Origin of the sequence: uncultured Rhodoblastus sp. (assembly GCF_903903185.1) — a bacterium.
GTDB lineage: Bacteria > Pseudomonadota > Alphaproteobacteria > Rhizobiales > Beijerinckiaceae > Rhodoblastus.
In genome coordinates this window covers 1-2,598 of record NZ_CAIUXT010000048.1, presented here as the reverse complement: position 1 = coordinate 2,598, position 2,598 = coordinate 1, and the positions used below count along the sequence as shown (strand labels likewise).

Annotated in this window: 1 protein-coding gene and 1 pseudogene; both read left to right on the top strand. The window is 60.5% G+C overall.

Annotated features, from left to right (window positions below):
- Positions 1-377 (top strand): annotated as a pseudogene (locus QZY01_RS03930) (ATP-dependent Clp protease ATP-binding subunit ClpX); the annotation flags it as partial.
- A gap of 414 nt (positions 378-791) precedes the next feature.
- The coding region (lon, locus tag QZY01_RS03925; protein ID WP_294533612.1) for an endopeptidase La at positions 792-2,598 on the top strand (1,807 nt) is incomplete at its 3' end.

Below are 2,598 nucleotides of genomic sequence, written 5' to 3'. Positions count from 1 at the left end.
TGATTCCGGAATTCGTCGGCCGCCTGCCGGTGATCGCCACGCTCGAGGACCTCGACGAGGATGCGCTGAAAAAGATCCTCACCGAGCCGAAGAACGCGCTGGTCAAGCAATATCAGCGGCTGTTCGAGATGGAGAACACCGAGTTGACCTTCCAGGACGAGGCGCTCAACGTCATCGCCCGCAAGGCGATCGACCGCAAGACCGGGGCGCGCGGCCTGCGCTCGATCATGGAAGGGATTCTGCTCGACACCATGTACGACCTGCCGGGGCTGGAAGGCGTCGAACAGGTGGTGATCGGGCCGGAAGTGGTCGAGGGCAAGGCAAAGCCGCTCTATATCTATGCGGAACGCGCCGAAAAAAGCGGCGTCAGCGCCTGACCGGCGGGCCATCGAATGGGGCGGCTTCGGCCGCCCTCTTCATGTCCAATCCTGTTCGCTGACGCGGCCCTTCGGATCGAGCCTGGCGGACAAAGGTTCGCGTAAATAAAACGCGCGAAATCAAGACATCTTTCCACGTTCCTGTTTTTCGGAATGGGGAAGGATGGAGGCAATCGGGAAATGTCGCGCTTTTGTTGCGTTCAACTTGAAACGCGCGACGGACCGCCCCATTTGCCTTAAATGTAACCCCACGCCGCCGACGCTCAGAAGAGGTCGAGCGGCGCATGATGCGGAAGAGTTCGGCGCCGGGAAAGTCCATCCCAAAAAGGGCCGGAGCGTTTGCGCCTCGTGGGCGGAGAGGGATTTCCAACATGGAAAATTCCAGCCCCGCCGTGAAAGATAGGACTCGAATTTATGACCAGCCCGAAGCGTGAACTGCCTGCTCCTGGCGTGACCGACAGCTATCCGGTTCTGCCGCTCCGCGACATTGTCGTTTTCCCGCACATGATCGTGCCGCTGTTCGTCGGCCGCGAAAAGAGCATCCGCGCGCTCGAAGAAGTGATGAAGGCGGACAAGTTCATCCTGCTCGCCACCCAGATGAATGCGGCGGAAGACGATCCCAAACCCGAGGCGGTGTTCTCCGCCGGCGTGCTGGCGAGCGTGCTGCAATTGCTGAAACTGCCCGACGGCACGGTCAAGGTGCTGGTCGAGGGCATGGCGCGCGCCAAAGTGTCGCGCTACACCCGCACCGAAGAATATTACGAGGCCGACGCCGAAATCACCCCCGAGGATCTGCCCGATCCGGTCGAGGCCGAAGCTTTGGCGCGTTCGGTGGCCTCGGAATTCGAAGGCTATGTGAAGCTCAACAAGAAAGTGTCGCCGGAAGTGGTTTCGGCGGTGGCGCAGATCGACGATCCGGGCAAGCTCGCCGATACCGTGGCTTCGCATCTTTCGGTCAAGATCACCGACCGTCAGGCCGTGCTCGAAATGACCTCGGTCGCCAAAAGGCTGGAAAAGTGCCTGGCGCTGATGGAGAGCGAAATCTCGGTCCTGCAGGTCGAGAAGCGCATCCGCACGCGTGTAAAACGCCAGATGGAGAAGACCCAGCGCGAATATTATCTGAACGAGCAGATGAAGGCGATCCAGAAGGAGCTTGGCGACGAGGACGGCAAGGACGACTTGTCCGAACTCGAAGACAAGATCAAGGCCACCAAACTGTCGAAAGAGGCGCATGACAAGGCCATAGCCGAGCTCAAGAAGCTTCGGCAGATGTCGCCGATGTCGGCCGAGGCGACGGTGGTGCGCAATTATCTCGACTGGCTCGTTTCGATCCCCTGGAACAAGAAATCCAAGATCAAGAAGGATCTCAATGCGGCGCAGGAACTGCTCGACGCCGAGCATTTCGGGCTGGAAAAGGTCAAGGAGCGCATTGTCGAATACCTTGCGGTGCAAAGTCGCGCCAACAAGCTGACCGGCCCGATCCTTTGCCTCGTCGGCCCTCCGGGCGTCGGCAAGACCTCGCTCGGCAAGTCGATCGCCCGCGCGACCGGGCGGGAATTCGTCCGCATGTCGCTGGGCGGCGTGCGCGACGAGGCGGAGATTCGCGGCCATCGCCGGACCTATATCGGCTCCATGCCCGGCAAGGTGATCCAGTCGATGCGCAAGGCCAAGACCTCCAATCCGCTGTTCCTGCTCGATGAAATCGACAAGATGGGCATGGATTTCCGTGGCGATCCGTCCTCGGCGCTGCTGGAGGTGCTCGACCCCGAACAGAATGCGACCTTCAACGACCATTATCTGGAGGTGGATTACGACCTGTCGAACGTGATGTTCGTGACGACCGCCAACACGCTGAACATTCCGGCGCCGTTGATGGACCGCATGGAGGTCATTCGCATCGCCGGCTACACGGAAGACGAAAAGGCGGTCATCGCCCGCAAGCATCTGATTCCGGCGGCGACGAAGAAGCACGGCCTGTCGCCCAGCGAATGGCTGATCGAGGACGCGGCCTTGATGAAAGTCATCCGCCGCTACACCCGCGAGGCCGGGGTGCGTAATCTGGAGCGCGAAATTTCCAACCTCGCCCGCAAGGCGGTGAAGGAAATTCTGCTCTCCAAGCCGAAGCTCGACAAGGTCGTCGTCACCGAGGACAAGGTCGAGACTTCGCTCGGCGTGCCGCGCTATCGCTATGGCGAGGCGGAGCTGGAGGATCAGGTCGGCG